The following is a 21996-nucleotide window of genomic DNA, read 5'->3' on the forward strand; positions in this document are numbered from 1 at the left end:
CAACAGCCCCGAGGCGTACGGTTGCTGGCATGTCCAGCGATCCCCGCCACCGTCTCGGAAGACTCGGAGAGCACCTCGCGGTCGAGCACCTCGAGCGCCGCGGATTCGTCGTGCTCGAGCGCAACTACCGCACCCGCTACGGCGAGCTCGACGTCATCGCCTGCGATGCCGAACGCCTGATCTTCTGCGAGGTCAAGACCCGCCGCGCCGGCGCGACCTCACCGTTCGAGGGCCTGCGGGAGAGCCAGCGCCGCCGGCTGCGGCGGATGGCGCTGACGTGGCTCGGAGAGCAGCCGAGACGGCCCTACGTCCCCGAGCTGCGCTTCGACGCGCTCGGGGTCATGCTCGACGCCAGCGATCGCCTGGTCGCGATCGAGCACCTGGAAGGCGCGTTCTGATGCGCGGCCAGAAGCTGTGCAGGCCGGTCGGCGAGCGCTCAGAGAGCCAGCTGCTGATACGCGGCCGACTGGAACGACAGCCGGTGCAGCGGCGTGATGCCGAGCCGCTCGATCGCGGCACGATGCTCTCTGGTCGCGTAGCCGACGTGAGATGCGAATTCCCAACCGGGGTGGGTCGCGTCGGCGCGATGCATGTAGCGGTCCCGCGTGACCTTCGCGATGACCGAGGCGGCGGCGATCGCCGCACTGCGCGCGTCGCCGCCGACGACCGCCTGCTGCTCGTGCCCGAGGTCGGCGACCGGGAAGCCGTCGCTGAGGCAGATCGTGCCGTCGCAGGCAACCCGGGCGAGCGCGTCGCGCAGCGCGGCGAGGTTGGTGACGTGGAGGCCGCGGCGATCGATGCCGGGCGCGCAGCGCGACACGACCGCGACTCTGGTCGCGACGCGCAGGATCACCGGATAGAGCGCGTCACGCCGTTCCGCCGTCTGCTGCTTGGAGTCGTTGAGGGCGCTGAGCGCTCTCATGTCGGCGCGGGACAGCCGCTCGTAGTCGAACAGGACCGCGGCTGCGACCAGCGGACCGGCGAGGCAGCCGCGACCGGCCTCGTCGGCGCCGGCGACGAAGCGGGCGCCGAGCGCGCGGTCGAAGGCGAACAGTCTGCGGCCGGGCGGGCGGCGTCTGGCTCTTCTGCGCCTGGCGGGCGGGTCGGTGGCGATCGCGTCAGGCATCGTCGCCTCTCATCATGCACGACGAGGGCGGCGGAACGCTGCGCCGCCGGCAGGCGGTGCGACGGATCAGAGCGGGCCGATGCGCTTCGGCGGCCAGTAGCTGGCGAAGGCGCCGCCGATGACCCAGTCGCGCTTGATCGGGCCCCAATAGCGGCTGTCGTCGGACTCGCCGCGGTTGTCGCCCATCATGAAGAACTGGTCTTTCGGCACGGTTATCGTGCCGAGATTGCAGTCAGCGCCGTTGCCGCAGGCGTTGATGAACGAATCCTTCTGCAGTCTGCCGTTCAGCACGACGCGGCCTTCGCGTATCGAGACGCGATCGCCAGGGCCTGCGACGACGCGCTTGATGAAGTTCTGGTCCGAGCGGTCGGCGGTCGACCGCGAGCAGGGGATCCGGCTCTGCGGGCCGTCGTAGAACGGCCCCTGACCGGGGATGCCGCACTCGTTGGTGTCGGCGCCCCTCGGCGGGTGGAAGACGAGGATGTCTCCGACCTTCGGATCACCGAAGTTGTTGCCGATGCGGTTGACGAGCACACGCTCGCCGACGGCGAGCGTCGGCTCCATCGAACCGCTCGGGATCCGGTACGGCTTGATGATGAACGCCTGGATCCCGAGCGCCAGGCCGAGCGCGACTGCGACGATGAAGACCAGCTCCAGCAACGAGCCGGAGGCGGACTTCTGCTTTCTTCGCACTTCGCGCTCGGCGGCGATGCCGGTCTAGGACTTCGGCTCGTCGGAGCCGGCGGCGTCTTCGCCAGCGGGCTCGGACGCGGCCTCAGCCTTGGGAGCGGCCTCCTCGGCCGGAGCGGCTTCGGCGGCAGGCGCCTCGACCTCAGCCTCGGGAGCGCTCTCGGTGGCGGCGACGGCCTCCTCCGGAGCGGTCTCCTCGACCTCGGCACCGGGCACGTACAGCAGCTCGCGCTCGATGACCTCCTCCGGACCGATCGAGCGGCGCTCGCGGACGCGAGCCCGCTTGCCGATGCGACCGCGCAGGTAGTACAGCTTCGCGCGACGGACGTCACCGCGAGCAGCCACCTCGATCTTCTCGATCTTCGGGGAGTGGACGGGGAACGTACGCTCCACGCCGACGCCGAACGACTGCTTGCGGACCGTGAAGGTCTCGCGAACGCCATGACCCTGGCGCTTGATGACCACGCCCTCGAAGACCTGCGTACGACGACGCGTGCCCTCGATGACCTGGAAGTGGACGCGCACTCGGTCGCCCGCGTCGAACTTCGGCGCGCGTCGAAGCTGCTCGCGCTCAAGATTTTCGATAACAGTGCTCATGGCAAGAGTAAATGGCGGGGCCCTTGCGGCCGACCGCGGATCGGGAATGGTAGCGGACCTGTGAAGCGCGTGAGGCGCGGTCCGTCAGCGCTCCTCTTCGGAGCGTTCCGGCAAAGTCTCGTGCGGGCGTGCCTCCAGGTCGCCCGCGGAACGGTTGGCAGCGTCGGCGGCAGCAGCACGAGCGCGGCTCTGATCCATCCGCCAGTCGTGGACCCGCTGATGGTGGCCGGACAGGAGGATCTCCGGCACGTTCCAGCCACGATACTCGGCCGGGCGCGTGTAGTGCGGATACTCCGGCGCACCCTCCAACGCCGCGCTGAACGACTCCTCGTGCGCGGAGTCGACGTGACCGAGCGCGCCGGGCAGCTTGCGCAGCACGGCGTCGGCGACGACCATCGCCGCCAGCTCGCCGCCGGCGAGCACGTAGCGGCCGATCGACACGGCGTCACTGGCGAAATGCTCGACGATGCGCTCGTCAAAGCCCTCGTAGCGACCGCAGAGCAGTGTCAGCTCGGGTTCGGCGGCCAGCTCGTCGACGAGCGGGTCGTCCAGCTGACGGCCGCCCGGGGTGAGCACGATCACCCGCCGGCGCTGGCGCAGCTCGACCGGGTCGCACTCATAGCGCGCCCGCAGCGCCGCCTCGACGACGTCGACGCGCAGCACCATCCCGGCGCCGCCGCCGAACGGCGTGTCGTCGACCTGGCCGCCGCTGAGCGGCGTCGTGTCGCGGTAGTTGACGCAGCCGAGCGTGTGGCCGAGCCGCTGGGCGTTCTCGACGTGGCGCTGGGTGCGGAACCAGTCGAACCACTGCGGAAAGAGGGTGAAGACGTCGAGCTGCATCGCCGCTCAGGCGCTCTCGGGAGCGTCGGCATCGGGCGCGGCGGCGCGCGGTGCGGCGTCAGCGGGCGGTGCGGCGCCGGCCTCAGGCGCGTCGGCAGCGCCCTCACCGAGGAACGCCAGGTCGATGTCGATCTGGCCGCCCTCGATGTCCACCATCCGGACGGCGTCGCGGATCAGCGGTACGAGCAGGTCCTCGCCACCGCCGTCGCGGGCGACCTGGAGCAGCTCACAGGAGGGCATCGCGAGCAGGCTGCGGACGCTGCCGATCTCGCGCTCGCCGTCGCGGACGCGGCAGCCTTCCAGCTCCTCGGGCCACCACTCGTCCTCCTCCAAGGGCGGCGCGTCGGCTCTGGAGACCAGCAGGTCTCTGCCGCGCAGCGCCTCGGCGTCGGTGCGCGACGTGCAGGAGGCGAGGCGGATGATCGGTCTCGCATCGGTGCCGGCACGGCGGACGATCTCGTCCTCCCTGTCGGCGATGCGGAGTCTGCGGGCGGCGGCGAGCAGCGGCGGGCGCGGCTGCGTCACGTGGACGCTGCCGTCGAGCCCGTGGGGCCGGCCGATGCGGCCGGCGAGGAGCCAATCGTCGCCGCCCCCGGCGGCCGGCGACTGCGCGGCCGAGCGGGAGTCGTCCGTCATCGGCTCAATCGACGATGTCGATCAGCACGCGGCGGTTGTCCTTCACCGCGGCGGCCTTCACGACCAGGCGCAGGGCGTTGGCCGTGCGGCCCCCGCGCCCGATCACCTTGCCGTAGTCGTCCTCGGCGACGGCCAGCTCGAGCACGAGCGTGCCGTCATCCTCTTCGAACTCCTCGACCTCGACCTCGTCGGGACTGTCGACGAGTTGTCTGGCGAGGTACTCGAGCAGCTCTCTCATGGGTGAACGCTCGGCCCGGTGCGGAGACCCTAGGCCTTGATGCCCTGGGTCTTGAGCAGCTTCTGGACCGTCTCGCTCGGCTGCGCGCCCTTGGCGAGCCAGGCGCGGACCTTCTCCTCGTCGAGCACGATCGTCGAGGGCTCGGTCTGGGCGTTGTAGTGACCGATCGTCTCGAGCACACGGCCGTCGCGCTTGCTGCGCTGATCAGCGGCGACGATTCGCCAGATCGGATTCTTCTTAGCGCCCACGCGGGTGAGCCGGAGTCGAACTGCCACGGTTTCCTTTCGGAGGTTGAGTCGAAGACCGACGAGGGAGGGTAGCGGAAACGCCTGCATCGCGGGCGAACGCGTCGGGTGGGTCGCGCGGGCAGTGCGCGCACGGTGCGGGCGGGCGAAATGCGCGGGCACGCGCGCGGGTGCGGGCGCCCGCGAGGGCTGCCTACCGCGCCTGCCGCATCAGCGCGCCGATGTCGGGCATCTTGCCCGACTGCATCGACTTCATCAGCTTCTGCATCTGCCCGAACTGTCTGATCAGCGCCTTCACCGCCTGCACGTTGGTGCCGGAGCCTCTCGCGATCCGGATGCGGCGCGAGCCCTTGATGATGTCGGGGTTGCGGCGCTCCTCCGGCGTCATCGAGGTGATGATCGCCTGGATCCGGTCGAACTCTCTCTCGTCCACTCTCAGGTTACGCAGCTGGTGACCGCCGAGGCCCGGCATCATCCCCAGCAGCGACTGCAGCGGGCCGAGCTTGCGCACCTGTCTGAGCTGGTCGAGGAAGTCGTCGAGGCCGAACTCCGACTTGCGGATCTTGCGCTCGAGCTCCTTCGCCTGCGCCTCGTCGAACTGCGCCTCGGCCTTCTCGATCAGCGTCAGCACGTCGCCCATGCCGAGGATCCGCTGCGCCATCCGATCCGGGTGGAAGCGCTCGAACTGGTCGAGCTTCTCGCCGGTGGAGGCGAACAGGATCGGCTTGCCGGTGACCGACTTGACCGACAGCGCGGCGCCGCCGCGGGCATCGCCGTCGAGCTTCGACATCACGACGCCGTCGAAGGCGACCGTCTCCGCGAACTGCTCGGCGACGTTGACCGCGTCCTGACCGGTCATCGCGTCTACGACGAGCAGGATGTTGGTCGGCCCCGTGACGCGCTTGATCTCGGCGAGCTCCTTCATCAGGTTCTCGTCGACGTGGAGGCGGCCGGCGGTGTCGACGATGAGGACGTCCTTGCCCTCGCGCCCCGCCCGCTCGCGCGCCCACTTGGCGATCTCGACCGGGTCGGCGTCGGTGCCTCTCTCGTAGACCTCGGCGCCGGCCTGTCTGCCGACCGTGATCAGCTGGTCGACGGCGGCCGGGCGGTAGACGTCGCAGGCGGCGACGGCGACCGAAGAGTTGTGCTGCTCCTTCAGGTACCGCGCCAGCTTCGCCGTCGCGGTCGTCTTGCCGGAGCCCTGCAGGCCCGCCATCAGGATCACCGTCGGCGGGCTGGAGGCGAACTTCAGCTCAGCCGACTCGCCGCCCATCAGCTCCGACAGCTCGTCGTTGACGATCTTGACGACCTGCTGACCGGGGTTGAGCTGCCCGATCACGTCACTGCCGAGCGCCCGCTCCTTGACCGCGTTCGTGAATCTCTTCACGACCTTGAAGTTGACGTCCGCCTCGAGCAGCGCGAGACGGATCTCGCGCATCGCGGCGTTGATGTCGTCCTCGGTCAGGGTGCCGCGCCCGCGGACGTCCGCGAGCGTGGCCTGGAGCTTCTCGGCGAGTGAGTCGAACATGTGCCAGAGAATCTACCTGGCCGGCGGGTGCGCGGGCGGGGGAAACGCCGCCCGCGCAGGGTGACCGGACCTCAGGCGGCCGGTCTCGGCAGCGTCGGCGGCTCGCTCGGGCCGGCCGGCGGCGCCTCGCCGGCGGCCGGCGGGGCGGGCGGCGGCGGGGTCTGGCCGCCGATCGCGCTCCCGATCGCGCTGCCGAGGCCGCCGAGCGCCTGCGTGAACTCCGACGGGATCACGAACACCTTGCTCGCCTGGCCGTCGGCCAGCTTCGGCAGCATCTGCAGGTACTGGTAGCTGAGCAGCTCGCGGTCGGGCCGGCCCTCGTGGATCGCCGTGAAGACCGTCTGGATCGCTCTCGCCTCGCCCTCGGCGCGCAGGATCGCCGCCTCGCGCTCGCCCTGCGCGCGCAGGACGGCCGACTGCTGGTCGCCCTGGGCGGTGAGGATCTGCGACTGCTTGATGCCCTCGGCGTTGAGGATCGCGGCGCGGCGGTCGCGCTCGGCGCGCATCTGCTTCTCCATCGCCTCCTGGATGCTGCCGGGCGGGTCGATCGACTTCAGCTCGACGCGGGCGATGCGGATGCCCCATCTGCCGGTCGCCTCGTCGAGCACGACGCGCAGCTGCGAGTTGATGTTGTCGCGCGAGGTGAGCGCGTCCTCCAGCGAGAGGCCGCCGATCACGTTGCGCAGCGTCGTCACCGTCAGCTGCTCGATCGCCTGCAGCGGGTTGGCGACCTCGTAGGTGACCGACTTCGGGTCGGTGATCGTGAAGTAGAGGACGGTGTCGATCTGCACGACGAGGTTGTCCTCGGTGATGACCGGCTGAGGCGCGAACGTGATCACCTGCTCGCGCAGGTCGACGAGCGGCTTGACCTTGTCGATGAACGGCACCACGATCGTCAGGCCGGGGGTCAGCGTGCGGCTGTAGCGACCGAGCCGCTCGACGACGCCGGCACGCGCCTGCGGGATGATGCGGATCGTCCGCGCTGCGACGAACAGGATGAACAGCGCGAGAACGCCGAGGACGATGAGGCTCGCCATATGTGGTGGTCTCCCCTAGTCGGTTGGTTGCAGGAAGCGCGCGCCCGGAAGCCCGCTCACTCGGATACGAGCGCCGTGGCGCCCCTGATCTCCACGACCGTCACCGGTCTGCCCGCTTCGATGACCTCGTCATCGTCGTAGGCGCGGGCGGTCCAAACCTCGCCGTCGATCCGCACGCAGCCGACGGCCTCGTCGTTGCTGATCCGCTCGATCACCATCGCGCGGCGGCCGACGAGCGCGGCGGTGCCGGTGCGGATCTGCGCCGGCACTCTCATGTGCGCTCGCGCGATCGGCCGCACGAACAGCAGCAGCAGGACCGAGACGAGGATGAAGACGGCCGCCGAGGCGACGACGCCGGCGCCGACCGCGGCGACGACCGCCGCGACGGCGGCGCCGACCGCGAACGGCGCGAGGAAGAAGCTCGTGGAGGCGATCTCGCCGACGCCGAAGACGACGGCGAGGATGATCCAGATGACCCAGTCGTCCATGTGCAGCCGAGCTTATCGCTGCGGCAGGCGGCCGAGAAGCGCTAGGACAGCAGTGCCTTCGCGAAGTCGTCCGGCTCGAACGGGCGCAGGTCCTCCAGCGACTCGCCGATCCCGATCATCTTCACGGGGATCTCCAGCTCGCGCGCGATCGCCAGCGCGATGCCGCCCTTGGCGGTGCCGTCGAGCTTCGTCAGCACGATCCCGCTGACCTCGACCGCCTCCGCGAACAGTCTCGCCTGGCGCAGGCCGTTCTGGCCGGTCGTCGCGTCGACGGTGATCAGCGTCTCGTGCGGCGCGCCCGGCAGCTGCTTGGCGATCACGCGGCGGACCTTCGTCAGCTCCGCCATCAGGTTGTCCTGCGTGTGCAGGCGGCCGGCGGTGTCGACGATCACGACGTCGGCGCCCTCGCGAACGCCGGTCGCGACCGCCTCGTAGGCGACCGAGCCGGGATCGGAGTCCGGCGGGCCCTTGACGAACTGCACGTCGGCGCGGCGCGACCACTCCTCCAGCTGCTCGACGGCGGCGGCGCGGAAGGTGTCGGCGGCGCCGAGCACGACCTTCTGCCCCAGCTCCTTGCGCAGGTGCCAGGCGAGCTTGCCGACCGAGGTCGTCTTGCCGGTGCCGTTGACGCCGACGACGAGGATCACGGCCGGACCGGCCGTCAGGTCGATCGTCGGCTCGCCGACGCGCGCGACGTCGGCCAGCAGCTCCGTCAGGCGCGCGGTCAGCTGCTCGCCGCCGACCAGCTCGCCGGCCTCGGCCTCGCGCTCCAGCTTCTCGACGATCTCGGCGGTCGTGCGAGCGCCGACGTCGGCCGTGATCAGCGCCTCCTCCAGCTTCTCCCACGTCTCCTCGTTGAGATCCTCGAACAGCGTCGAGGTGATCTCGCTCGTGAGCGCCTCGCGCGTCTTGCGCATGTTCTCGCGCAGCCGTCTGAAGAAGCCGCGGCGCTTCTCCTCGCGCTGCGGAGCGTCCTCGACGGCCACCGCCGAGGCGCCGTCGCGGGTGATGAAGAGGTCCTGCCAGTCGCGTGCCATGAGGATCGGCGACGATACCAGTGTGCAGACCTCCCCCATCCGCTTCCGGCGCAGCAGCCCCGACGCGCCCGAGGCGACCCGTCTGCTGCGCGCGTACGGCGCCGAGCTGGTCGGGCGGGGCCGCCCCTTCTCGCCGGTCGAGCCGCCGGTCGGGAGGCGGCCGGGGATCTGGGTCGAGCCGCACGAGCTGGAGCCGCCGGGCGGCGTCTTCCTCCTGGCGGAGGATCGCGGCGTCGCGGTCGCCTGCGGCGGGCTGCGGACGCTTGCCCCCGGGCTCGGCGAGGTGAAGCGGATGTTCGTCGTGCGGGGCGCGCGGCGGCGCGGGATCGCGCGCTCGATACTGACCGAGCTGGAGGCGATCGCGCGCGATCTGGGCCACGCGCGCGTGCGCCTGGACACGAGCGCGGTCCAGCCCGAGGCGCTCGCGCTCTACCACGCGACCGGGTACGCGGAGATCGCCGACTACAACGGCAACCCGTTCGCGACCCACTGGTTCGAGAAGACGCTCTAGCGCAGACGCCGGCGTGGAGCCGCGCTGGCCGGCCGCGGATGCCAGCTTCTCCGCTCACCTATGCAATCGATTACATCAGCGCTATGGTGGCGCCGCATGAACGACGCTTTCGAAGACGACCTGCTCGGGCTGGCGGCGCGGGTGGCGCGGCGGGAGGTCTCGCCGCCGGAGCTGGTCGACGCGGCGATCGCGCGGATCGAGCGGGCCGAGCCGCTGGTCGGCGGGATCGCGGTCGAGCTGTTCGAGCAGGCGCGCGCCGCGGCGCGGGCGCCGGGCGCGGCCGACGGGCCGCTCGGCGGCGTCCCCTACCTGCTGAAGGATCTCGGGCACGGCCACGCCGGCGTGCCGACGACCTTCGCGAGCGACTGGACGCGCGATCTCGTCCCGACCGCCGACAGCGTCTTCGGGACGCGGATCAAGCGGGCCGGCCTGATCGCGCTGGCGACGACCACCGTCGGCGAGCTCGCGATCCCGGCGAGCGCCGAGTCGCGCCGCTTCGGCGCGACCCGCAACCCGTGGGACCCGGGGCGCGTCGCCGGCGGCTCCAGCGGCGGCGCGGCCGCCGCCGTCGCGAGCGGGATGGTGCCGGCCGCGCACGCCAGCGACCAGACCGGCTCGATCCGCATCCCCGCCTCCTGCTGCGGCCTCTACGGGCTCAAGCCGAGCCGCGGCCGCGTCTCCTCCGCGCCCGACGCCGAGGACCTGACCGGGATGACGACGCAGCACGCGATCACCCGCACCGTGCGCGACAGCGCGGTGCTGCTCGACGTCGTCGCCGGCAACCTGCCCGGCGACCTGCACCGCGCGGCGCCGCCCGCGGGCAGCTTCCTCGACGCGACGCAGCGCGACCCGCGCACGCTGCGGATCGCGCTCTCGACGCTGCCGCCCTCGGGCGAGCCGCCCGCGCCCGACTGCGTCGCCGCGACCGAGGCGGCCGCGCGGCTGCTGGAGCAGCTCGGCCATGTCGTCGAGCCGGCCGCGCCGGAGCTGCCGGCCGAGCCGATCGGCCGCGCGCTGGCGACGATCGAGCTGGTCGGGGTCGCGCAGTTCGCCGGCTGGATGGAGCGCGAGCTGGGGCCGGCGAAGGGCCCGCTGCCGGCGACGATCGCCGAGCTGGTCGCAGGCGGCGTCAAGATCGGCGCAGTCGAGTGGATCGAGACGATCGCCTCGCTCCAGCGGCTGACGCGCGCCGCCGACGCGATCTGGGAGCGCTACGACCTGTGGCTGACGCCGACGCTGGCGCAGCCGCCCGTGCCGCTCGGCGAGCTGGTCGTCACCCATCCGGCCGAGCGCTTCTTCGCCGCCCACGAGCGCTTCACGCCGTTCGCGCCGACCGCCAACTGGACCGGCTGGCCGGCGGCGACGGTGCCGCTGCACTGGAACGACGACGAGCTGCCGATCGGCGTGCAGCTGACCGCCGCGCACGGCGACGAGGCGCTGCTGCTGAGCGTCAGCGCGCAGCTGGAGCGAGCGCAGCCGTGGCAGAGCCGGCGAGCGCCGTTGTCGGTCGGCTGACGGAGGACGCGGCCGCTCAGGCGGCCGAGCCGGCGGTCTCGGCCTCGGCCGCCTGCTCGGGCGGGAGTCTGCGCGAGATCACCTTCGATATCCCGTCGCCGCCCATCGAGACGCCGTAGAGGCTGTCGGCCGCCTCCATCGTCCGCTTCTGATGCGTGACGACGATGAACTGCGCGCGGTCGCGGTAGCTGCGCAGCAGTCTCAGGAAGCGGTCGATGTTGAGGTCGTCGAGCGCCGCCTCGACCTCGTCGAGGATGTAGAACGGGCACGGCTTCGCGAGGAAGACCGAGAACAGGAAGGCGAGCGCGGTCATCGACTTCTCGCCGCCCGACAGCAGCGTCAGCCGCTTCATCGACTTGCCGGCGGGCGTGATCTCGATCTCGACGCCGAGCAGGTCCTCCTCGCCGTCGCGCTCGTCGGCGTCGTCGGAGTCGACCTCGGCCGCTTCGGCGGCGGCTTCCGCCTCGCTCGCGTCGGCGTTCTGGCCGCCGATCACCGGCCGCGGGCCGGCGTCCTCGCGCACCAGCCGCAGTCTGCCGCGGCCGCCCGGGAAGACCTGCTGCGCCAGCTCCTCGAAGTTTCTCGCGGCAGCCTCGAAGGTCTCCTCGAAGGTCTCGCGGATCTGCCGGTCGGTGTCTCTGATCAGCGTGCTCAGCTCGCGCAGCGCCGCTTCGAGGTCGTTGCGCTGGCGCTCCAGCTCCTCGACGTGGGCGAGCGCCTCCTCGTACTCGTCCTTCGCGAGCGGGTTGACCGGGCCGAGCTGCTCGCGCCGCTTCGCCAGTCTCTGGATCCGCTGCGCCAGCGCGGCGCGCTCCTCGTCGGGCAGCGGCTCGCTCGCCGGCTCGGGTTCGAGGCCGAGCCGCTCGGCGAGCGCGCGCAGCTCGCCCTCGACCTCGGTCGAGCGGTCGCGCGCCTGCTGGGCGCGCACCTCGGCGGCGGTGACGGCCTCGCCGTCGCGCTTCAGCCGGCCCTGCAGCTCCGCCTCCTCGCGGGCGCAGGCGCGCAGCTCGACGGCGACGTGCTCGCCGGCGCTGCGGTGGGCGGCCAGCTCGGCGTCGAAGACCTCGACGCGGGCGGCGATCGCGCTCGCCAGCTCGGCGAACGTCTCGACCAGCCGCTCGGCGTGCGGGACGAGCTGCTGCTCGGCGGCCAGCCGCGCCTCGGCCTGGGCGATGCGGCGGTCGCGCTCTGCGCGCTCGCGCTCGGCCCGCTCGGCGAGCCGCCGCTCGGCCGTCAGCTCGGCCTCGATCTGGGCTCTGCGGATCGCGCCCGGACCGGCATCCTCGGCTCTGCGGCGCTGCTCGATCAGCAGCCGCGCGCGGTGCTCGGACTCGACCGCCTCGTCGAGCGCGCGGACGGCCTCGCGCTGGACCCGGTCGGCCGCGTCGCGAGCGGCGTCGACCGCGCCGATGCCGGCCGAGGCGGCCTCGACCTGCTGCAGCGCGGCCTGCTCGGCGCGCGCCGCCTCCTCGCTCTTGACGATCAGCGCGTCGCGGCGGTTGCGCTCGGCCAGCACGCGCTCCTCGCCGCCGGCCGGGACCTTGCGCAGCACGCGCAGGGCGCCGTTCCAGACGCGGCCGTCGGCGGTGACGGCGATGCCGCTGAAGGTCTCGGGGACGGCGGTGACGTCGTCGACGACCCAGGTGTCGCGCAGCAGCGGCGCGGCGATCGCGAGCGTCTCGGCGGGGCCGCGGACGTGGTCGAGGAGGCGCTCGGCGCCGTCGCAGGGAGGCGACTTAGCGCCGGAATCGGGTTCATCACCCGTGGGGGTGGCGGCTGCGGGTGGGGCGGCGGCGTCGGCATCCGCGGGCGCGGCGGCCGCGGGCCGCGCGACGAGTGCCGAGCCACCATCGCGGCCGGCTCTCGCGAGCAGTGCGATGCCGGCCTCGCGGTTGGCGACGACGGCGGCGCGGAGGCGGCCGTCGAGCGCGGCGGCGAGCGCCAGCTCGAAGCCGCCGTCGACCTGCAGCTTGTCCGCCAGCGCGGGGGCGCCGCCGGGGGCGCCGGCCTGCGAGCGCAGGAACTGGTTCGCCGCCGCCAGCTCGCCGCCGACTCTGGCGGCCTCGCGGCGGGCGGTCTCGACGACCTTCTCAGCCTCGCGGCGGGCGGCGCGGGCGGACTCGGCTCTCTGCTCGGCCGCGACCAGCTCCGCTCTGCGCTCGGCGACGACCGCCTGCAGCCGCTCGACCTCCGCGTGGGCGCCGGCGCGTCTCGTCTCCAGCTCGGCCAGCTCGCGCTCCAGCTCGGCTCTGCGGTCGCGCTCCAGCCGCACCAGCTCGTCTCTCAGCTCCGCGACGCGCGCCTCGACCTCGGGATCGACGACGTCAGCCGCCGCCTGCTCGCGCAGCGCGACCAGCTCGGCCTCGTGACGGAGGATCCGCTCGTTCAGCGACTGCGCCGTCCCGCGGATCGCCTCCAGCCGCAGGCCGACGCGCTCGTTCGCGCCGCGCGCGCGAAACGCCCGGCCCGACAGCTCCTCGCGCTGCTCCGAGCGCGCCTGCAGCGCCTGCTCGGCCTCCTCCCGCCGCTTCGCGACGCCGCCGAGCGCCTGCTCGGCCTCGTCGCGCCGGGCACGCGCGGAGCGGACCGCCTCCTCCGCCTGCGCCAGCTCGACGCGCGAGGCGCGGACCGCGTCGCGGCCCAGCTCCCAGCGCGCCTCCAGCGACTGGCGCTCGATCCGCTCGTGCAGCTCGGCCGCCTCGGCCTGTCTCTTCAGCGGCCGCAGCCGCGAGCGCGCCTCGCGCTCGACGTCAAGGGCGCGGTCCAGGTTGTCCTGAGTCCTGGCGAGCTTCAGCTGGGCGCGGCGGCGGCGCTTGCGGTGCTTGCCGAGGCCGGCCGCCTCCTCGATCAGCAGCCGCCGGTCCTTCGGCTTGGAGGTGACGATCGCCTCGACGCGCCCCTGCGAGATGACCGAGTGCGACTCCTTGCCCAGACCGGTGTCGGACAGCACCTCGAGCACGTCGGCGAGGCGGCAGCGGGCGCCGTTGAGGCGGTACTCGCCGTCGCCGCTGCGGTCGAGTCTGCGCAGGATCGAGACCTCCGCGAACTCCATCTCCAGCGTGCCGTCGGAGTTGTCCAGCACCAGCTCGACCTCGGCGCTCTGGCTCGCCTTGCGGCCGTGGCCGCCGCCGAAGATGACGTCCTGCATCGACTGGCCGCGGATCGCCAGCGGCGACTGCTCGCCCATCGCCCACAGGACGGCGTCGGTGACGTTCGACTTGCCCGAGCCGTTGGGCCCGACGACCACGCTGACGCCCGGGCCGAACGCAAGCCTGGTCCGATCCGGAAACGACTTGAAGCCCTTCAGCGTGAGCGATTTCAGGTGCATCGTCGCTGCCTATGCTCCCATCGCGCCCAAGGCCGCGCGCGCCGCTTCCTGCTCGGCGTCCTTCTTCGAGCGCCCGCGGCCGCTCCCGACTCTTCTGCCGGCGACCTCGGCGATCACCTCGAAGACGCGGTCGTGCGGCGGACCCTCCTCGGCGGAGACGGCGTAGGCGACGACGTCTCCCCTGCGCGCCAGTCTCTCCTGCAGCGCCGACTTGAAGTCGACCGGGTGCTCCAGCGCCTGCTCGATCTCCGGCTCGAACGCCTCGACGACCGCGGCCGCGGTGCTCTCGTAGCCGTTGGCGAGATAGACGGCGCCGATCACGGCCTCGATCACCGACGCCAGCACGCGCTCGGTGCGCACGAGCGCGTCGGCGTTCTGGCCGACGCCCTGCGGCGCGGCGGCACGCAGCCGCTCGGGCACGCCGAGCCGCTCCGCGACCTGCTGGCACGATCTGCCCGAGACCGCCTGGGCGCGGATCTTCGTCAGCCGGCCGGCGCCGTACCTGTCGGCCTCCAGGCGCGGGTAGAGGTGGGTCGTGACGGCGAGGCCGAGCACGCTGTCGCCGAGGAAGGCGAGCCGCTCGTAGGAGTCGGCGCGCCGATCGGTCCACGACGAGTGCGTGAAGACCTGGCGAGCGAGGTCGTCCGGCAGCGCGTCGAGCAGTTCGGCGAGCTGGCGCAGCGTCAGGCCCCGGATCCGCGGTCCGCGGCGACTCCGGAGGAGAGCACGAAGTCGACCGCCTGGCCGACCGTGAGGATCCCTGCCGCCTGCTCGTCGGACATCTGCACGCCGTACGTGTCCTCGAGCTCCTGCACGAGCGTGTAGAGGTCGAGCGAGTCGGCCTCGAGGTCCTCGCGGAAGCGGGTCTCCGCCTGGACGCGGGCAGGCTCGATCGCCAGCTCGTCGGCCAGGTGGTTGCGGATCAGGGTGAGAATCTCCTCGCGAGTCATGTCGACTGGACGCTAGCCGGGGCGTCGGACGAAGGGGCCTGGCGGAGGGCGCCGGCGGCGTCGAGCGCCGTCAGCGTGCGCGCGGTGACGTCCTCGCGCACGGCCCGCTCGGCGACCTCGATCGCGCGCGCGAAGCCGGTTCGCGTGAAGCGGCCGTGGGCGACGACGCCGGTGCGGCGGAGGCCGAGCATGTAGGCGCCGCCGGCAAGCTCGGGGTCGAGCGTCTCGCGCAGGGAGCGCAGCGGCTTGCGCAGCAGCAGCCCGCCGAGGCGGCCGCGCGGCGTCTGCATCGCGGTCTCTCTGATCGAGCGCATCAGCTTGCTGGAGACGCCCTCGATCAGCTTCAGCGTGACGTTGCCGGTGAAGCCGTCCATCACGACGACGTCGGCGACGCCGTCGACGACCTGCGTCCCCTCGACGTTGCCGATGAAGTTGATGCGGCCGCCGGTCTCGACCAGGCGGGCGTGGGCGGCGGTCACGTCGGGGGTGCCCTTGCCGGGCTCCTCGCCGTTGGAGAGCAGGCCGATCCGCGGCGCCTCGACGCCCATCACCGACTGGGCGAAGGCCGCGCCCATGAAGGCGAACTGGACGAGGTGCTCGGGCCGCACCTCGACCGAGGCGCCGACGTCGAGCAGCAGCACGGGCGCGCCCGGGACCGGCATCGGCAGCGCGAGCGCCGGCCGGTAGATGCCGCGGGCGCGGCGGATGTTGAAGAGGCCGGCGGCCAATGCGGCGCCGGTCGAGCCGCCCGAGACGAGCGCGTCGGCGCGGCCGTCGGCCACGGCCTTGGTCGCGAGCACGATCGAGGCGTCGGGGGTGCCGCGCACCGCCAGCGCCGGGTCAGGCGCCTTGGCGATCGAGCGCGGGGCGTCGACGACCTCGACGCCCGCGGGCACGGGACCGATCTCGGCGGCGGGGCCGAACAGCAGCACGCGTGTGCCGCGCTCTGCCGCCATGGCAGCGCCGGCTGCGACCTCGGCAGGACCGAGGTCGGCACCGTTCGCGTCAACGGCAACCGTGATCGGCTTCACGGCCGCGGGAAGATCAGACGTCGCTGTCGCCGGAGGCCGTGACGACCTCGCGACCGGCGTACGTGCCGCAGACCGGGCAGACGCGATGCGGCCGCCGGGGGCTGTGACACTGCGGGCACGCCTGCGTCGACGGCGCCGTGATCTTGTGCTGGGAGCGGCGCTTGTTCGTGCGCGCGTGGGATTGCTTCTGCTTCGGGACGGCCATAGAGCGGGAGAATGTACCAGTTGTCGGGGGCGTGGCGCGCTGACGCTGGCCGCGGGCGAGCGTGCGCGACGCGCCTGGACAGCGCGCGCCGGGAGATCTTACAGCTCCAGCTCCCGCAGCTTCGCCCAACGCGGGTCAGGCTCGCGCTCGTGGGCGTGCTCCGGGTCGAGGTTGAGATTCTCGCCGCACTCGGCGCAGAGGCCGGCGCAGTCGCGTCTGCAGACGAGCTGCGCGGGCAGCGTCAGCGCGAGCGCGTCGTTGGTCCACTGGGCGACGTCGACGACCTCGTCGGCGTCGACGTAGGGGCTGTCCAGCTCGTCCTCCTTGGTGCCCGGCTGGTCGACCTCGCGAGCGTCGACCTTGAACGCCGTCGAGGAGGCCTCCAGGCAGCGCATGCAGGGGCCGACGAGCGCGGCCCGGAAGCGCAGCCGCAGCGCCCAGCCGCTGCCGGTCGTGCGCGAGACGTCGAGCTTGACCGGGATCGTCGGCGGCTGCACCGCATACGTCTGGCCGCTGAGGTCGAACTCGCCGACCGGCACCTCGAGATCGATCGAACGACCCTCGCCGGAGGTCAGGCGCAGCGCGGCGAGGTCGAAGGAGGCAGCAGTGGACATGCCTCCTACGTTAGCGACGACCTCAGCGGAGCTCCCGCTTGAGCACTTTCCCGGTCGCGTTGCGGGGCAGCTCGTCGACGAAGACGACCTCGCGCGGGACCTTGAAGCCGGCGAGGTTCGCTCTCACGTACGCCTGCAGCTCCTCGACCGTGCACTCGCAGTCGGCCTTCAGCGCGACGACCGCCTTCAGCCGCTGGCCCCACTCTTCGTCGCTGACGCCGACGACGGCGACCTCACGAACCTTCGCGTGGCCGGCGAGCAGGTCCTCGACCTCCGACGGGAAGAGGTTCTCGCCGCCGCTTATGATCATGTCGTCGTCGCGGCCGTCGACGAACAGGCGCCCGGCCGCGTCGAAGTGGCCGACGTCGCCGGAGGACATCAGGCCGTCGACGATCTCCTTGCCGCCGCCGCCGGTGTAGCCCTCGAACGGCAGCTCGTTGCCGACGAAGATGCGGCCGGTCTCGCCGGTCGGGACGTCGCGCCCCTGCTCGTCGATCAGGCGGATGCGCGTGCCGTGCGGCGGGCGGCCGGCCGTGCCGGGCGCGGCGCGCATGTCCTCCGGCGTCGCGATCGTCGCCCACGCGACCTCGGTCGAACCGTAGGTGTTGTAGAGCACGTCGCCGAAGCGGTCCATCACGCGCGTCGCGAGCGGGCCGGGCAGGGCCGAGCCGGAGGCGGCGATCACGCGCAGCGACGAGGTGTCGTACTTGGCGAAGACGTCGTCGGGCAGCTCGAGGAGCCGCTGCAGCATCACCGGCACGACCGCCAGCGCGGTCGCTCTGTGGCGCGCGATCGCCCGCAGCGTGCCCTCCGGGTCGAACCGCCGCCTCAGCACGACGGTCGACGCGAGCGGGACGCCGAGCGTGAGGTGCGCCAGGCCCCAGGTGTGGAAGATCGGCGCCGCGACCATCGTCGTCTCGCGCGCTCTCAGCGGCATCTTCGACAGCAGCGCGGCGGCGGCGCCGAGGCCTGCGGCGCTGCGCTTGGCGCCCTTCGGCGCGCCGGTCGTGCCGGACGTGAGGATGATCACGCGGCCCGGCGCGGGCGGCGTCGCGACGCCTCTGGCGTCGCCCTCGGCGATCAGGTCCTCCAGCAGCGGGTCGCCGTTGACCGACTCGCCGTCGTGCCAGGCGATGAAGCTCTGGCGGCCGGCGCGGACCCGCTCGACGAGGTTGGCGAACTCCTCGTCGTACACGATCGCCGCCGCCTGCTCGCGCTCGACGACCTCGGCCAGCTGCGGCGCGGCGAACGCGGTGTTGAGGTAGATCACGTTCGCGCCCAGCCGCGCGGTCGCGACCGAGGCGTCGATGAAGCCGCGGTGGTTGCGGCACATGACGGCGATCGAGTCGCCGGGCCGCAGGCCGCGCGCCTGGAAGGAGCTGGCGAGCGCGTTGGCGCGGCGGTGCACCTCGCCGTAGCTGAGCGTCCCGAGCTCGTCGACGATCGCCGGCTGGTCGGGCGTGCGCGCCGCCGCGACGGCGAAGGCGCCGGCGGAGGTCGTCCCCCAGCGCTTGAGCGCGATGCCGACCTTTGCGAGCCTGTCGGGCCGCGTCGGGCCGAGCAGACCGGAGCTGAACAGTGTCTTGGCGATGAACGCCTGATGCGGGATCTCTCTCAACACGAGACGTATCCAACCACGAACGGCGCAGGTCGCGTGTCAGTTTGTGACGGGTGCGTCATCTTCGCTACGGGAGGTCGAGGCCCTTGGGCGTCTCGCCGCGCTCGACCAGGCCGTGGATCTCGGCCGCGCGACGGGGGTTGAGGTAGACGTGGCGCTGGCCGACGCTCGGCTTCTCCTGCAGCAGGCCGGCCTCCAGCAGCCGCTCGCCGATCGCCAGCGCGAGCGCCCGGTCGTGGCCGGCGAAGCCGCGTGCGAGGTGGCTGATCTCGGTGTGGTAGCCGCCCCACTTGCCCATCCCCATCAGCCGCTGGAGGATCCGCCGGGCGACGCGGCGGCCGCGGTCGGCGTCGTCGTGCGGGCGGGCGACGTCGAAGGTCGGGTCGAGGATCGCGATCACGTCCTCCTCGCGCTCGCGCACCGAGGCGGCGTCGGCCGGCCGGCCGCCGAAGCGCGCGACCGCCTCCGCGATCCGCAGCGGGTGCAGCTCGCCGATCGGCGGGCGCAGATCCTCGACGTCGGCGAGCGCGGAGGCCGGTAGACCGTAGGCGGCCGCTCTCAGGCGGTCGACCCCGTCGAGGTGGTCGGGGAAGAACTCCAGCGCGAACTCGACGTGCTCGTAGAGGTCGCCGCCGGTCAGCGGGAAGGCGAACGCGAGCCAGCCCTCCCAGCTGCCGACGCTGAGCGCGAGGTCGCGGCCGTCGGCCGGCGCCATCGCCTCCGCCGCCTCGACCAGCGCGCCGACGAGCGCCGCCGTCAGCACCCACGCGCGCTCGGGCACGGCATCGGGGTCGGCGCGCAGCTCCGGCGCGACCGGCGCGATCGCGAGCAGGCGCGTCTTCTCGGCCGCGATCGCGACCGGGACCGGTGCCGCCGGCGGGTAGCCGGAGCGGGCGAGCGTCAGCTCGTGGGCGCCGTCACCGAAGGCGTCGACGATCTCCGCGCGCAGCTGCGCGGCGCGATCTCTGGGGGCGCGGGTGCCGCCCGCGTCGGTGATGACGGAGCCGAGTCTGCTCATCTGCGCGGCGAACCCTAGTGGGTGCGGCGCGCCGGCTCGACGCCGGCAGGCCGCCGGCGCGGGCGCCGCGGCGTCAGCCGGTCAACCCGCTCCGCAAACCGGTCTGTCGGCCGGCAGGCCGCTGACGCCGCGCGGCGTCAGCAGGTAGGCGCTGGGAGCGCTGCGGACGGTGAGCGGTCTGCCATCGACGCTGATCCGCATCGTCGCGACGCCGACGCGCAGTCTCAGCCTGCGACGGCTGACCTCGTAGGGACCGGTCCGCATCCCCTCCCACAGCGTTCTGCCGGCGCCATCGGCGACGCAGAGGTAGGACGGCTCGCGCGGGACGATCCGCAGGCGGACGCGGCGGAGACGGGCTCTTCTGCTGGGGCGCGTCTCGTAGCGGAGCGTGTCGCGGCGCTGCTCCGGCGCGGGCGTGGTGGCCGGCGGCGTCTGCGCGGTGGTCGTCGTGGTGGTCGTCGCGGTCGCGGGTGGGGCGAGATCGCCGCCGCGGTCGCCGCCGCCGGGCGAGCCGATCGCGCCGCGCAGCAGCACGACGGCGACGATCAGGACGACGAGCGCGAGCAGGCCGAGCGCACCCGCGCGGAATCTGCTCTCGCTGTCGACCGGACCGCTCGTCGCGTGTCTGGAGGCGACCCTCATCGCCCACGACGGCCTGCGCGGCATCACGTCCGCGGGGGCGTCGGGCGCGGGCGGCGTCGGCGTCGGCGTTTGCGCGGGCGGCGTCAGCGGCTCGGCGAGCGGCTGCATCGCCGCCGGGTCGACCTCGCTGTGGCGCAGCCGCACGAGCTGGTTCGCCGTCGCCTCGGTCAGCGGTGGATCGACCAGGACGCCGGCGAGCGCGAGCGCGGCGGTCGCGCGGCGGCGGCCGTCAGGCGTGTCGCCGCCGAAGCGCGCCAGCAGGTCGCCCGCGGAGCGCTTGTAGCCGAACGGCGAAGCCGCCTCCTGCGCCAGCTCGTTCGCGGCCGCGAGGTTCTCCAACGGCACCGCGGCGCCGGCCTGGTGCCAGGAGGAGACCTGCGCCTTGCGCCGGCGGCGGCGCCCGCGCCCGAACAGGTCAGCCATCGGCCGCCTCGCGCAGCTCGGGGGCGTGTCGCCCGGCGTCGCGCGGGTCCGGCGCGTGTCGCGCGCTCTCGCGCGGGTCCGGCGCGTGTCGCGCGGCGTCGCGCAGCTCGGGGGCGTGCAGCTCGCGCGCGGTCAGGTCGATCGGCGTCAGCGGCGCGAGCGCGCTGGCCGGGTCGACGACGCCGTGGTCGGCGAAGCGGCGGGCGCTCGGCAGCACGCGGCTGTCGAACGAGCCGACCGCCTCGTTGTAGGCGCCGACCGCGCCGCGCAGCCGTGCGCCGACCTTGTCGAGATGGGCGGCGAAGGTGCCGAGGCGGCGGTGCAGGTCCCGCCCCAGCGTCGCGATCTCGCGCGCCGACTGGGCGACCGTCTCCTGCTGCCAGCCGTAGGCGACCGCGCGCAGCAGCGCGATCAGCGTCGTCGGCGTCGCGATCAGCACGCCGTCGCGGACGCCCTCCTCCAGCAGCGCCGGGTCGGCCTCCAGCGCAGCCGAGTGGAAGTGCTCGCCGGGCAGGAACAGCACGACGAACTCGGGCGCGGTGGCGAACTGCGACCAGTAGGCCTTCGCGCCGAGCCTGCGGACATGCTCGCGCAGCAGCCGCGCGTGCTGGGAGAGCGCCGCCGTGCGCGTCGTCTCGTCGCGCGCCTCGTGCGCGTCGAGGAAGGCGTGCAGCGGCGCCTTCGCGTCGACCACGACCTGCTTGCCGCCGGGCAGCTGGACGACCAGGTCGGGTCGCAGGACGCCGTCGTCACCGCGCAGCGACTGCTGCTCGCTGAAGTCGCAGCGATCGACCATCCCGGCCAGCTCGACGACCCGCTTCAACTGCAGCTCGCCCCAGCGGCCGCGCGTCTGCGGCTGGCGCAGGGCGGCGCTGAGACCGGCCGTCTCGCCGCGCAGGCGCTCCTGCGAGGAGACCAGCTCGCGCAGCTGCTGCTCCAGCGCGCCGCGCTGCACGGCGCGGTCGCGGTCGAGCGCGGCGAGCTGCTCGTCGACCCGCCGCAGCGAGGCGCCGATCGGCGCGACCAGCTCCTCCATCCCGCGGGCGCGGCGCTCGGTCGCGGCGCGCGAGCGCAGCGCCAGCAGCACGGCGCCGCCGCCGAGCAGGAGACCGGTCAGAAGCCAGAGAGCCGACATGCAGGTGAGCGTCGCGCGCGCGACGGACGGAATGCAACGTCCGTTGCAGGGCGCTCCGCCTGCCCGGCCGTCTACCCGACTTCGGCCGGCTCGTCCTTGCCCTGCAGGCGCTCGCGACCGCGCTGGACGGCCGCGATGAACTTCGACAGGTTGACCTCGAGCGTGTTGAGGATCTCGTCGGCGTAGTCCTCGGCGCCGAGGCGGATCTCGCGCTCGCGGGCGCGGGCGTCCTCGATGATGTCCTCGGCCCCGCGTTCGGCCTGCTTGGTGACCTCCTCGTCGGAGATCAGGCGATCCTGGCGCTCACGCGCCTCTCTGAGGATCCGCTCGGCCTCGCGCTTCGCCTCCGCGAGCATCTCCTGACGCTCCTTGACGATCCAGCGAGCCTGCTTGATCTCCTCGGGGATCGTGGCGCGCATCTGGTCGAGGAGGTCGTAGATCTCCTCTTTGTCCACGCGGACCTGATCGGTCAGCGGGACCGGCTTCGCGTTGTGGACGAGGTCGTCCAGCTTGTCGATCAGAACCAGGACATCCATCGGAACCT

At 72.8% G+C, this 21996-nt stretch carries 24 protein-coding genes and 1 pseudogene; 3 read left to right on the forward strand and 22 right to left on the reverse strand.

Features of this window, described 5'->3' with window-relative positions:
* Window positions 1–29 precede the first annotated feature (29 nt).
* Window positions 30–398: a YraN family protein gene (locus tag Q7L73_RS06720; RefSeq protein ID WP_304687326.1), complete on the forward strand. Its 369-nt coding sequence runs from the start codon at window positions 30–32 to the stop codon at window positions 396–398.
* Between the two features lie 38 nt (window positions 399–436).
* Here the strand turns inward: Q7L73_RS06720 and Q7L73_RS06725 are convergent, their stop codons facing one another.
* The 11 genes and pseudogenes from Q7L73_RS06725 to ftsY all read right to left on the reverse strand — a co-directional run bounded on the left by Q7L73_RS06725 (window position 437) and on the right by ftsY (window position 8462).
* Window positions 437–1126 (reverse strand): ribonuclease HII, encoded by a 690-nt coding sequence (locus tag Q7L73_RS06725; protein WP_304687328.1) that lies wholly within the window; start codon window positions 1124–1126, stop codon window positions 437–439.
* A gap of 66 nt (window positions 1127–1192) precedes the next feature.
* Window positions 1193–1819 carry a signal peptidase I gene (gene lepB, locus Q7L73_RS06730; protein WP_304687330.1) on the reverse strand — a complete coding sequence of 209 codons (627 nt, stop codon included), beginning with the start codon at window positions 1817–1819 and terminating at the stop codon, window positions 1193–1195.
* Window positions 1820–2071: 252 nt separating this feature from the next.
* Window positions 2072–2413: pseudogene (rplS, locus tag Q7L73_RS06735) on the reverse strand (50S ribosomal protein L19); the annotation flags it as partial.
* 84 nt (window positions 2414–2497) lie between these two features.
* Window positions 2498–3253: a tRNA (guanosine(37)-N1)-methyltransferase TrmD gene (gene trmD, locus Q7L73_RS06740; RefSeq protein WP_304687336.1), complete on the reverse strand. Its 756-nt coding sequence runs from the start codon at window positions 3251–3253 to the stop codon at window positions 2498–2500.
* A 6-nt stretch (window positions 3254–3259) separates the two neighbouring features.
* Window positions 3260–3889, reverse strand: coding sequence for a ribosome maturation factor RimM (gene rimM / locus Q7L73_RS06745; RefSeq protein ID WP_304687338.1), 630 nt, complete (start codon window positions 3887–3889; stop codon window positions 3260–3262).
* Window positions 3890–3893: 4 nt separating this feature from the next.
* Window positions 3894–4127, reverse strand: coding sequence for a KH domain-containing protein (locus Q7L73_RS06750; protein ID WP_304687339.1), 234 nt, complete (start codon window positions 4125–4127; stop codon window positions 3894–3896).
* 29 nt (window positions 4128–4156) lie between these two features.
* Window positions 4157–4402: a 30S ribosomal protein S16 gene (rpsP, locus tag Q7L73_RS06755; RefSeq protein WP_304687345.1), complete on the reverse strand. Its 246-nt coding sequence runs from the start codon at window positions 4400–4402 to the stop codon at window positions 4157–4159.
* Between the two features lie 163 nt (window positions 4403–4565).
* Window positions 4566–5900 carry a signal recognition particle protein gene (ffh, locus tag Q7L73_RS06760; protein ID WP_304687351.1) on the reverse strand — a complete coding sequence of 445 codons (1335 nt, stop codon included), beginning with the start codon at window positions 5898–5900 and terminating at the stop codon, window positions 4566–4568.
* Window positions 5901–5971: 71 nt separating this feature from the next.
* Complete coding sequence (locus Q7L73_RS06765) at window positions 5972–6937, reverse strand: SPFH domain-containing protein (protein ID WP_304687356.1); 966 nt, start codon at window positions 6935–6937, stop codon at window positions 5972–5974.
* A 56-nt stretch (window positions 6938–6993) separates the two neighbouring features.
* On the reverse strand, window positions 6994–7425 hold the full coding sequence (locus Q7L73_RS06770; RefSeq protein ID WP_304687358.1) for an NfeD family protein: 432 nt from the start codon (window positions 7423–7425) through the stop codon (window positions 6994–6996).
* 41 nt (window positions 7426–7466) lie between these two features.
* Window positions 7467–8462 carry a signal recognition particle-docking protein FtsY gene (gene ftsY, locus Q7L73_RS06775; protein ID WP_304687362.1) on the reverse strand — a complete coding sequence of 332 codons (996 nt, stop codon included), beginning with the start codon at window positions 8460–8462 and terminating at the stop codon, window positions 7467–7469.
* 22 nt (window positions 8463–8484) lie between these two features.
* Here ftsY and Q7L73_RS06780 point away from each other — a divergent pair, with 22 nt between their 5' ends.
* Window positions 8485–8973: a GNAT family N-acetyltransferase gene (locus Q7L73_RS06780; RefSeq protein ID WP_304687365.1), complete on the forward strand. Its 489-nt coding sequence runs from the start codon at window positions 8485–8487 to the stop codon at window positions 8971–8973.
* Between the two features lie 96 nt (window positions 8974–9069).
* The gene (locus Q7L73_RS06785; RefSeq protein ID WP_304687366.1) at window positions 9070–10488 is read left to right on the forward strand and encodes an amidase; all 1419 of its coding nucleotides are present in this window, start codon (window positions 9070–9072) and stop codon (window positions 10486–10488) included.
* A gap of 16 nt (window positions 10489–10504) precedes the next feature.
* Here Q7L73_RS06785 and Q7L73_RS06790 read toward each other — a convergent pair whose 3' ends face one another.
* From Q7L73_RS06790 to Q7L73_RS06840, 11 genes are all read right to left on the reverse strand, one after another.
* Entirely contained in the window at window positions 10505–13816 is a 3312-nt protein-coding gene (locus Q7L73_RS06790; protein ID WP_304687371.1) for a chromosome segregation SMC family protein, read from the reverse strand.
* Window positions 13817–13825: 9 nt separating this feature from the next.
* Complete coding sequence (locus tag Q7L73_RS06795) at window positions 13826–14512, reverse strand: ribonuclease III domain-containing protein (protein ID WP_310720153.1); 687 nt, start codon at window positions 14510–14512, stop codon at window positions 13826–13828.
* The gene (gene acpP / locus Q7L73_RS06800) at window positions 14500–14766 is read right to left on the reverse strand and encodes an acyl carrier protein (protein ID WP_304687374.1); all 267 of its coding nucleotides are present in this window, start codon (window positions 14764–14766) and stop codon (window positions 14500–14502) included. The genes Q7L73_RS06795 and acpP overlap by 13 nt, the downstream gene beginning before the upstream one ends.
* Complete coding sequence (gene plsX / locus Q7L73_RS06805; RefSeq protein WP_304687376.1) at window positions 14763–15797, reverse strand: phosphate acyltransferase PlsX; 1035 nt, start codon at window positions 15795–15797, stop codon at window positions 14763–14765. Before plsX ends, acpP begins: the two co-directional genes overlap by 4 nt.
* 13 nt (window positions 15798–15810) lie before the next feature.
* The gene (gene rpmF, locus Q7L73_RS06810; RefSeq protein WP_304687377.1) at window positions 15811–16002 is read right to left on the reverse strand and encodes a 50S ribosomal protein L32; all 192 of its coding nucleotides are present in this window, start codon (window positions 16000–16002) and stop codon (window positions 15811–15813) included.
* 98 nt (window positions 16003–16100) lie between these two features.
* Window positions 16101–16616 carry a DUF177 domain-containing protein gene (locus Q7L73_RS06815; protein WP_304687379.1) on the reverse strand — a complete coding sequence of 172 codons (516 nt, stop codon included), beginning with the start codon at window positions 16614–16616 and terminating at the stop codon, window positions 16101–16103.
* Between the two features lie 22 nt (window positions 16617–16638).
* A complete protein-coding gene (locus Q7L73_RS06820) occupies window positions 16639–18237 on the reverse strand; it encodes an AMP-binding protein (RefSeq protein WP_304687381.1) in 1599 nt (532 codons plus the stop codon).
* A gap of 64 nt (window positions 18238–18301) precedes the next feature.
* Entirely contained in the window at window positions 18302–19252 is a 951-nt protein-coding gene (locus tag Q7L73_RS06825; protein WP_304687382.1) for a hypothetical protein, read from the reverse strand.
* An 81-nt stretch (window positions 19253–19333) separates the two neighbouring features.
* Complete coding sequence (locus Q7L73_RS06830; RefSeq protein ID WP_304687383.1) at window positions 19334–20317, reverse strand: hypothetical protein; 984 nt, start codon at window positions 20315–20317, stop codon at window positions 19334–19336.
* On the reverse strand, window positions 20310–21452 hold the full coding sequence (locus tag Q7L73_RS06835; protein WP_304687385.1) for a DNA recombination protein RmuC: 1143 nt from the start codon (window positions 21450–21452) through the stop codon (window positions 20310–20312). The genes Q7L73_RS06830 and Q7L73_RS06835 overlap by 8 nt, the downstream gene beginning before the upstream one ends.
* 71 nt (window positions 21453–21523) lie before the next feature.
* Window positions 21524–21988, reverse strand: coding sequence for an ATPase (locus tag Q7L73_RS06840; protein ID WP_012935166.1), 465 nt, complete (start codon window positions 21986–21988; stop codon window positions 21524–21526).
* Between the last annotated feature and the right edge of the window lie 8 nt (window positions 21989–21996).

The sequence above is a fragment of the Conexibacter sp. CPCC 205762 genome (assembly GCF_030646155.1).
Lineage (GTDB): Bacteria > Actinomycetota > Thermoleophilia > Solirubrobacterales > Solirubrobacteraceae > Conexibacter.

Excerpts from the sequence above, each read along its gene's own strand:
- Q7L73_RS06835 (WP_304687385.1), bottom strand. The coding sequence starts at position 21,452 with ATGTCGGCTCTCTGGCTTCTGACCGGTCTCCTGCTCGGCGGCGGCGCC.
- Q7L73_RS06825 (WP_304687382.1), bottom strand. The coding sequence starts at position 19,252 with ATGAGCAGACTCGGCTCCGTCATCACCGACGCGGGCGGCACCCGCGCC.
- Q7L73_RS06830 (WP_304687383.1), bottom strand. The coding sequence starts at position 20,317 with ATGGCTGACCTGTTCGGGCGCGGGCGCCGCCGCCGGCGCAAGGCGCAG.
- Q7L73_RS06725 (WP_304687328.1), bottom strand. The coding sequence starts at position 1,126 with ATGCCTGACGCGATCGCCACCGACCCGCCCGCCAGGCGCAGAAGAGCC.
- Q7L73_RS06770 (WP_304687358.1), bottom strand. The coding sequence starts at position 7,425 with ATGGACGACTGGGTCATCTGGATCATCCTCGCCGTCGTCTTCGGCGTC.
- Q7L73_RS06750 (WP_304687339.1), bottom strand. The coding sequence starts at position 4,127 with ATGAGAGAGCTGCTCGAGTACCTCGCCAGACAACTCGTCGACAGTCCC.
- Q7L73_RS06785 (WP_304687366.1), top strand. The coding sequence starts at position 9,070 with ATGAACGACGCTTTCGAAGACGACCTGCTCGGGCTGGCGGCGCGGGTG.
- rpmF (WP_304687377.1), bottom strand. The coding sequence starts at position 16,002 with ATGGCCGTCCCGAAGCAGAAGCAATCCCACGCGCGCACGAACAAGCGC.
- ffh (WP_304687351.1), bottom strand. The coding sequence starts at position 5,900 with ATGTTCGACTCACTCGCCGAGAAGCTCCAGGCCACGCTCGCGGACGTC.
- rimM (WP_304687338.1), bottom strand. The coding sequence starts at position 3,889 with ATGACGGACGACTCCCGCTCGGCCGCGCAGTCGCCGGCCGCCGGGGGC.
- trmD (WP_304687336.1), bottom strand. The coding sequence starts at position 3,253 with ATGCAGCTCGACGTCTTCACCCTCTTTCCGCAGTGGTTCGACTGGTTC.
- Q7L73_RS06790 (WP_304687371.1), bottom strand. The coding sequence starts at position 13,816 with ATGCACCTGAAATCGCTCACGCTGAAGGGCTTCAAGTCGTTTCCGGAT.
- Q7L73_RS06765 (WP_304687356.1), bottom strand. The coding sequence starts at position 6,937 with ATGGCGAGCCTCATCGTCCTCGGCGTTCTCGCGCTGTTCATCCTGTTC.
- Q7L73_RS06815 (WP_304687379.1), bottom strand. The coding sequence starts at position 16,616 with ATGTCCACTGCTGCCTCCTTCGACCTCGCCGCGCTGCGCCTGACCTCC.
- Q7L73_RS06840 (WP_012935166.1), bottom strand. The coding sequence starts at position 21,988 with ATGGATGTCCTGGTTCTGATCGACAAGCTGGACGACCTCGTCCACAAC.
- acpP (WP_304687374.1), bottom strand. The coding sequence starts at position 14,766 with ATGACTCGCGAGGAGATTCTCACCCTGATCCGCAACCACCTGGCCGAC.
- ftsY (WP_304687362.1), bottom strand. The coding sequence starts at position 8,462 with ATGGCACGCGACTGGCAGGACCTCTTCATCACCCGCGACGGCGCCTCG.
- Q7L73_RS06720 (WP_304687326.1), top strand. The coding sequence starts at position 30 with ATGTCCAGCGATCCCCGCCACCGTCTCGGAAGACTCGGAGAGCACCTC.